5 protein-coding genes are annotated in these 7,410 nt (G+C 35.0%); all 5 read right to left on the bottom strand.

Annotated features, from left to right (window positions below):
* Positions 1-349 precede the first annotated feature (349 nt).
* The 5 genes from FF52_RS22940 to FF52_RS23505 all read right to left on the bottom strand — a co-directional run bounded on the left by FF52_RS22940 (position 350) and on the right by FF52_RS23505 (position 6,617).
* Positions 350-1,633 (bottom strand): HlyD family secretion protein, encoded by a 1,284-nt coding sequence (locus tag FF52_RS22940; RefSeq protein WP_008469343.1) that lies wholly within the window; start codon positions 1,631-1,633, stop codon positions 350-352.
* A 27-nt stretch (positions 1,634-1,660) separates the two neighbouring features.
* Positions 1,661-3,853 (bottom strand): peptidase domain-containing ABC transporter, encoded by a 2,193-nt coding sequence (locus FF52_RS22935; protein WP_035692337.1) that lies wholly within the window; start codon positions 3,851-3,853, stop codon positions 1,661-1,663.
* Positions 3,850-5,430 (bottom strand): vitamin K epoxide reductase family protein, encoded by a 1,581-nt coding sequence (locus tag FF52_RS22930; protein ID WP_008469341.1) that lies wholly within the window; start codon positions 5,428-5,430, stop codon positions 3,850-3,852. The genes FF52_RS22935 and FF52_RS22930 overlap by 4 nt, the downstream gene beginning before the upstream one ends.
* Before the next feature lie 35 nt (positions 5,431-5,465).
* The gene (locus FF52_RS22925) at positions 5,466-6,119 is read right to left on the bottom strand and encodes an ATP-binding cassette domain-containing protein (protein WP_008469340.1); all 654 of its coding nucleotides are present in this window, start codon (positions 6,117-6,119) and stop codon (positions 5,466-5,468) included.
* Between the two features lie 339 nt (positions 6,120-6,458).
* On the bottom strand, positions 6,459-6,617 hold the full coding sequence (locus FF52_RS23505; RefSeq protein WP_083847524.1) for a TIGR04149 family rSAM-modified RiPP: 159 nt from the start codon (positions 6,615-6,617) through the stop codon (positions 6,459-6,461).
* Between the last annotated feature and the right edge of the window lie 793 nt (positions 6,618-7,410).

Here is a 7,410-nt window from a genome sequence, read left to right as displayed (position 1 = left end):
TAGTTAGTTAGTTAGTTAGTTGTACGATTTTTTATTTTTGTTTTTTTCTTGCTCTCTTTCCCTTATTTATTTTAGATTTTTTTAATTTTTATTTTTGCCGGTGATGGGGAGCTGGGAGAAGGAGTGGCTGATTTAATTGGTAAATTTATTTATAGTTATTTAATTTATTATTAATTAGTTATAATTTGTAAGACGAATTTGATTGCTGTAGTCTTTTAAAGTAAGGTTATCACTTTTTCTAAGTTAATGTTTTTTCTAAGCAATTTTTCTAGAATATGCATTACAAATTTGCGCTTTCTCCTTGTTGCTCTACTCGTACTGAAAATTGGTTTAACTCAGTTGGAAGCGGTTAATTTTTAAACAGATCCCTGAACTGGTACAGCAATCGCTCAATAAGTCTTAGATCTTCTGTTACAATGTCTGCCTTACCAATCATTTCCTGCTGGAAGCTTATTCTTTTTTTGTATGAAGTTAATAATCCTTTTGGAAGCGAAACATCAATTAATAGATTTCCGTCCTTATCAGGAACCATTGAAATGTTTTTCACAGTTCCTTCTATTATACCAAATTCTCTGTCTGGATAATTGAGGAGTCTTATATGCACCTTCTGACCGGTCCTTATTTTTCCCGAATTTTGGGCAGCTGCTTTCAATTTGCCAATGTATTGGTTCTCTTTAACCGGGACAATGGTAAACACATTGTCCCCCGCCGTTACGGACTGGTTTGGAGACCAAAATTCTAAGAATGAGACTCGGCCGTTAACAGAGGAGGTGAAAACATGATTCAATTCCCAGCTTTTGACTTCGTTTTTGAGATGATAAAAAGACTGTATCAAATTTCTCTCCAAATTTACGGTTTCTTTTTCTGCCTCTATTTCGGTTGTTTTCGAATTCTTATGAAGTTCGTTAAGAGATGATTTTGTTTGGGAAATTGTACTTAGAAGGCTTTTTTGGGCTCTATTGGCCTGGAAATATTCCAGTTTATGTTTATCAAGTTCCTGAGAAGAGATGATGCCTTTACTGTAGAGGCTTTCATATCTTTTCAAATCTTTCCTTTGGAGCTCCATTTCATTCATGCTGATGCTTTTCTGCGTCTCAAGTAAATTAAGACGTTCTTTTAACTGCATTAGTTCGCCGCTTTGCGCTTCACTTTGAATCTGAAATGGATGTAGTTGATTATTAAGCTGTTCTGAAAGATATTCTTTCTGAAACATCGCATAAGACGCCTCGATATCTCCAAGCTGGGCAGATTTCATTTTTTCGAATGGAAATCTGGACTTGCCGATCTTTATGGTATCCAGAATGGTCCTCAATAAAAAAACATCTGAATATTTTGCTGAACTTTCCAGCACTGCTATTGGCTGGCCTTTAGAAACATTAATGTTGTTTTCAACTAATATAGCTTCAATTTTTCCAGATATCCTCGCGGCTATTTTTTCCGGCGGTATATTGGTCGTTACGCTTACCTGAGTTGTTATGATATCAGGATACTTCACTAGCCAGGAGATGAAAAAAATCAGCAGTAATATCATAAGTACAACAAAAGAACCGTATCGGATTGCCCAATTTGGCATTTTCTCCAACACTTCCTGCATTTCCTCACTTCTTAATTCAATTTCTTTGTTCTCGTTCATTTGTATTAAACTTTTCTTTTTTGAAAATTAATTTCCTAATTCTAATTGGTTTTTCACCAGCCTGTAATAGCTTTTCTGCTGTCGTACAAGTTCGTCATGGGTTCCCATCTCTGCAATTTTTCCCTTTTCAAGAACCACAATATTGTCAGCGCTTATGACAGTGCTTAATCGATGGGCAATTACGACCACAGTTTTATTCTTAAAAAAGAAGTTTAGCTTTTTCATTATCTCCTTTTCATTGTTAGCGTCTAAGGCACTAGTTGCCTCGTCGAAAAACAGCATTTCGGGATTCTTATAGACTGCTCTGGCTATTAAAAGACGTTGCTTTTGGCCGGTGCTCATACCAATGCCTTCCATGCCGATTTTGGTATTGAAGCCCAGGGGAAATTCATCAATAAAACTTCGGATATTGGCCACGTCAACGGCATAGAGTAGGCGATCTTTATCTATTATGTCGACACCTACCGCTATGTTATTGGCTATGGTATCATTAAAGATATAGCCTTCCTGCATTACTGTTCCGATATGATGCCTCCAAGTTTTTTGGGCGATTCTTTCCAGAGGGATTTTATTTAAAGATATATTTCCAGAATTGGGGCTGTAGAACTTCAGAAGCAATTTCATTAATGTTGTTTTGCCGCTTCCGCTTGTTCCTACTATTGCAGTGACTTTATTGGCTGGTATAACTAAATTCAAATTTTCTAAAACATTTGTGTCCGAACCGATGTATCTGAACGATAAGTCCTTTATTATTATATCTTCATCTTGCGGAACTTCGGTAATTTTTTCTTTGCTGTCTAGGATTTCGTCATCTTTCTCATGAATTTCGGATAATCTGGCCAGCGATATTTTCGCATCCTGCACTTCCCTTATGAAATTTATCAGTTGAACGATTGGGCCATTGAGATTGCCCACTATGCTGCTAATAGCCATCATCATCCCAAGGGTAATGCTGCCGTCTATAACCAGTTTTGCAGAAAGGAAAATGATCAGAATGTTTTTCAATTCATTGATGAAATTGGAGCCGATATTCTGGGTCTGCTCAAGTGCAAGGCCTTTTAAAGCCACTTTAAAAAGCCTTGCCTGTATGAATTCCCATCCCCATCTCTTCTGCCTTTCTGCATTGTGAAGCTTGATTTCCTGCATTCCATTTATAAGCTCAATAACTTTACTCTGTTCCTGTGAAACTTCTGAGAATTTTTTATAATCCAATGTTTTTCTTTTCTTTAGAAAAAGTATAATCCATAGGAAATACAGAAGGCTTCCGGTAAAAAATACTGCGAATATCGTTAGATTGTAATAGGCAAGTATTCCCCCCATTATAATCATATTGATTGTCGAGAATAAAACATCCAGTGATGTTGTGGTCAGGATTTTTTCAATTCTACGATGATCATTTATTCTCTGCATAATATCACCAGTCATCCGTACATCAAAAAATGAAATTGGAAGATTCATCAGCTTTATAAAGAAATCGGAGATTAGCGAGATGTTAACCCTTGCTGACAGATGAAGAAGTATCCAGCTGCGGATCAATTCAAGTACGGTTTTGCCTATAAATAAAAATAGTTGGGCAATTAAAATCAGATAGATGAAATTTATGTTCTGATTCTGGATGCCGACATCCACCACACTCTGTGTCAAAAAAGGAATAATTAGCTGTAGCAGGCTTGCGGCGGTTAATCCAAGTATAAGCTGTGTAATGTATGATTTATAAGGAATGACGTACTTAAATAATAGAGAAAAGCCGAACGTCCGGTTTTTTTCTTCATCATCGGTGTTCTGGTAGAATTTGGGAGACGCTTCCATTAATAGGGCAATGCCTTCAGAGGTATCTCCATCTGCATTCTCGCCGATCCAGAATTTTAAAAAATCATTTTCCGAATATTCTATGATTCCGTGCGCTGGATCTGAAATGTAATAGACATTGTTTTTGATCTCGTATAAAACCACATAATGACATCTGTTCCAATGAAGAATGCAGGGAAGCGGCAGGTCCTCCAATTTTTTTGATGATATTTTTACGCCCAGAGTTCTGAAGCCTATTTTTTCAGCTCCATCGCTCAATGACATCAGATTGCTCCCTTCTCTATTGGTATCGCATAAATCCCTCAATGTTTGAATATTGATGATTCTTCCGTAATGTTTAGAAATTATCTTAAGACACGTGGGACCGCAGTCTTTAAAATCTGCCTGTTTGTAATGGGGGAATTTTTTCACGTCTGTAAGGTGTCTTCAAGCAAGTCATTAATAAAAAATTCTATATTTTCAATATCATAAATATTCGGATATGCGTATCCCATAATATAAACTGATGGTGTCTGTGTTACCTTTGCATCGAAACACCAGCTGTAGTGTGATTTTAGTAAATCCGCATGCTTGATATCGAAGACGATGGAATTGTATTTTTCAAGCCAAAGATCTGCACTGCTTATTTCGAACCAGTTGTCCAAGGCTTTGGCGAATCGGTACGCTCCCTCACTAATGTAGATGCTGAGAAGTGACAGATAGACCTTTTGAATATTCTCATTTTCATTTTCCCAGTCGCATTTAAAGATTATATTGAGCTTTATTGATTCATATTTATTAAGCAGATTTTTTAAAACCGAATATGCTGTTTGGCAGTGCAGGCATTTCAGGCTTAAAACAAGAAGGATGCCTAACGGTGAATCGTCATTTCCAAGGACTAGGCTTTCACGCGGCCTCTCTATTTTTTTCTGTGATAACAAAGCGCTTCTGAATAGCTGATAATTACGCTGAAATCTGTTTGATTTTATTTCAGACTCTTTCAGCCTTTTTAATTTTGTAAGCATGCTTTTTACTGCGTTCCAAAGCAATAACAAAGATGCTCCTGTTAACGCGCACAATGAAACTGCTTCGAAATTAACATTTGCCTGAAAATCCAAATGAAAAATCCAACTGATTTCAAAAAGCAATATGCCTATAATGGCTAGACATATTGGGCACCATTTTCGGACTATGAACTTCTGATAAAAAACAGAAGCAAAAATAAGCGGAATTGAAGCAAAAAGAAGGATCTTCTGTACTGAAAAATAAGAATTTGTCTGCTTTAAAAATGCAAGAGGGAAAAAGGCTAGAAGCTGAAATGTAAAAAAAACAATACTTAAAGTGTTTAAATCTAGTATTTTGAACAATTTCCATTTGCTAGAAGCTGTAACGGCATCACAATCTATGGATGCTCCTAAACTGCAGAATCGATTAGCAATACTGCTTTTTATTTCGAATAAACTTTTAAGGCTGATAACTGAAAAAACAATTCCTGCAACAGGAAGCAGGATAAATAGTTTTTCGTCAGCTCTAGAATTTGACTTGAATAAAAGCGCAGATATGCAGATTCCCATTATGGTGGCTAAAAATGCATTGAAGAAATTTTTTGATTCTGCTTTTTTCTGCTGATTATCTTTTTCCGCGAGCAGAACAACGTTGAGCCATCTGCTTTCTAATTCCAATAGTGACATTTTTGAGCTACCGCCTTCTGAAATAGAAGAATAATCTTCTCCGATTTTTTCAATGAAATGATATTTAGGGTGGCTTTCACCATCTCTTAAGACAGTTAGAAAGGATTCCGGTAGGTCTGTAATTTCCGAAGCACTGACTTTTAGTGCAGCGTTTTTAATTTCAAAAAAACTCAGCGTGTCACTTATTGCTAGCATAGAAGGAAATTCGCTGTGTGACTCGAATTCAAAAATAAAGTCAGATTTTGAAAGAATAATCTCTTCTTTTTGCAGATATTGGAAAATGTAAGTGAAATTTTCTTTTGTAAGGGTATGAGGCATATTATTTTGTAGAGGTAATCTTGTTTAATTTATGGCTACAGATAGCCGTACTTCTTTAAGTCTTCTTGGTCTGATATAATCTTGCAGCTGCAGTCCCTTACCAAATATTTTTTTGTGCATATATCCAGAACATCCAAATAATTGTGATCGGTAATTATGATCCCTTTAGTCTCCGCTGACTTGGCAATCAACTCTTTGATATCTTCAATTATAATAGGGGAAAGGCCTGCAAATGGTTCGTCAAGCATTGCGAATCTGCTCTTTTGCGATAGAACCAGTTTTATTTCAAGGTAGCGGAGTTCCCCGCCCGAGAGATCTTTTATTTTATTGCCTGCTATCTTGGATATATTGATGTCATTGAAGAAATTATCGTTATTGTTTATTCCTAAAAAAAGTTTTGCGGCTTTTTTTACGGTGAAACGTTTGGGAATGAAGCTAAACTGCGGAAGATAAGATATGCACTCCTTTAAAAGGTACGGAGAAGAACAGAGTATGCCATTGATTTTTAAATGCTTATATTGGACAGGCTCAATTCCAAATATGATTTTTAGCAATGTTGTTTTTCCTGTTCCATTTCTGCCAAACAGCCCAATTATATCTCTCGTTTCGCATTTTAAATGCACATCGGAAAGGACCGTTCTTGTTCCATAATTTTTGACGATACTGTCAACTTCCAAATTGTTATGCATTGATTAGGATCAGGGTTATTATTGATATTAGCGCGTTAAGGGCGAATGTTGCAGCATATAAGTGCCTTTTTGACATTCGGCTATTGTAATAAAAGAAAAAATCATTTTTTCTGTAATATTCCTTATACAGTAAAGCTGCGATAAAGCCAAATGTGCAGAAAACAAAACAAAATGTTGCCATCCTAAAATTAAATAAAAGGCAAAGCACTGCAGTGCCCCAGCTTAAGGGCAGTGTACTTTTGTAAAATTCTAAGAATATGCTAAAGCGCTTCATTTTAGTAAAAATAAGGAAAATCAAAAAAACCTTCGATTTTTATCTCAAAGGTTTTTAATTGGTTATTAACAGCCGTATGATAGATCACACCACCATTCCCACATTTGTTTGTAACATACAGTACACACATGATCTGGCGGATAACTGCCTCCGCTTACTCTTTTCATTTCTTTTCTCGATAATTTTTCCTTAACCCCGCTAAGGCTGATTTTAGATTTTTTCATCTTTCTGATTTTTGTTAGTTAATAATAAAATGCTTAAGACTTTAACATTTAAAGTGATTCTTTTGAACTAGTGCACTTAGTTTGTTAGTAATACTTTAAAGAAAAAGCTGTTCAAAAGTAGGATTATTAATTAGAAAAACAAATATTTAATTTAAGAAAAAACTTAAAAAACAACTGTAAATATTCTCTTTTTTCAATTGTTAACACGTAAAAACTTAATAATTAAATATTTATGATAGTTTTTTTCTTTCATTTTGCAAATGTTAAAATTTTGTTTTTTTAGACATTCAAGTGCCAAATCTACCGAGATTTTGTAAGTTTTTATTACGGGATCCCACATTTAGCATTAAAATTTGCAGTCATAGTTTACAATGCCAATTAAAGAGGTTTTTAAAATAACCAATAAAGCATAAATTAAAGGAAGGCGTAGATGGATAGTTGGAATGCTTTCGTAAGGCTTTCTTTCTTTTTTTGAAGATGTTTGGCAGTGTTACAGATTAGGTGTTTTGATAATATATCCACATAACTAACTCAAAAAGAATATTAAATTAAAGTTATTGAATAGAAAAGAGATGACCTGCCGGCCATCTCTTTCGTTTTTTATGTTTTAATAAGCCTTAAAATACTTTTGCCTTGCCTTAGTGTTTCAAATTAGATCATAAAAAAAATGTAATTTTTGCAATGATAAATGCATATTTTTTTAATTGCTTCTTTTTTTAATTCGAGCGGTGAGGGAGAAGTTGCTTAGAGAGATTAGTTTTTTTTAAGAATTTAGTTAGTTAGTTAGTTAGTT

It is taken from the genome of Flavobacterium sp. F52 (assembly GCF_000278705.1).
In the GTDB taxonomy this organism is placed as follows: Bacteria; Bacteroidota; Bacteroidia; order Flavobacteriales; family Flavobacteriaceae; genus Flavobacterium; species Flavobacterium anhuiense.
Note: the sequence above shows the minus strand (reverse complement) of the source record. Positions and strands in the feature narration are given on the sequence as shown.

Bases quoted from the DNA above. Each gene is read 5' to 3' on its own strand.
- FF52_RS22930 (WP_008469341.1), bottom strand. From the start codon at position 5,430: ATGCCTCATACCCTTACAAAAGAAAATTTCACTTACATTTTCCAATAT.
- FF52_RS22940 (WP_008469343.1), bottom strand. From the start codon at position 1,633: ATGAACGAGAACAAAGAAATTGAATTAAGAAGTGAGGAAATGCAGGAA.
- FF52_RS22925 (WP_008469340.1), bottom strand. From the start codon at position 6,119: ATGCATAACAATTTGGAAGTTGACAGTATCGTCAAAAATTATGGAACA.
- FF52_RS23505 (WP_083847524.1), bottom strand. From the start codon at position 6,617: ATGAAAAAATCTAAAATCAGCCTTAGCGGGGTTAAGGAAAAATTATCG.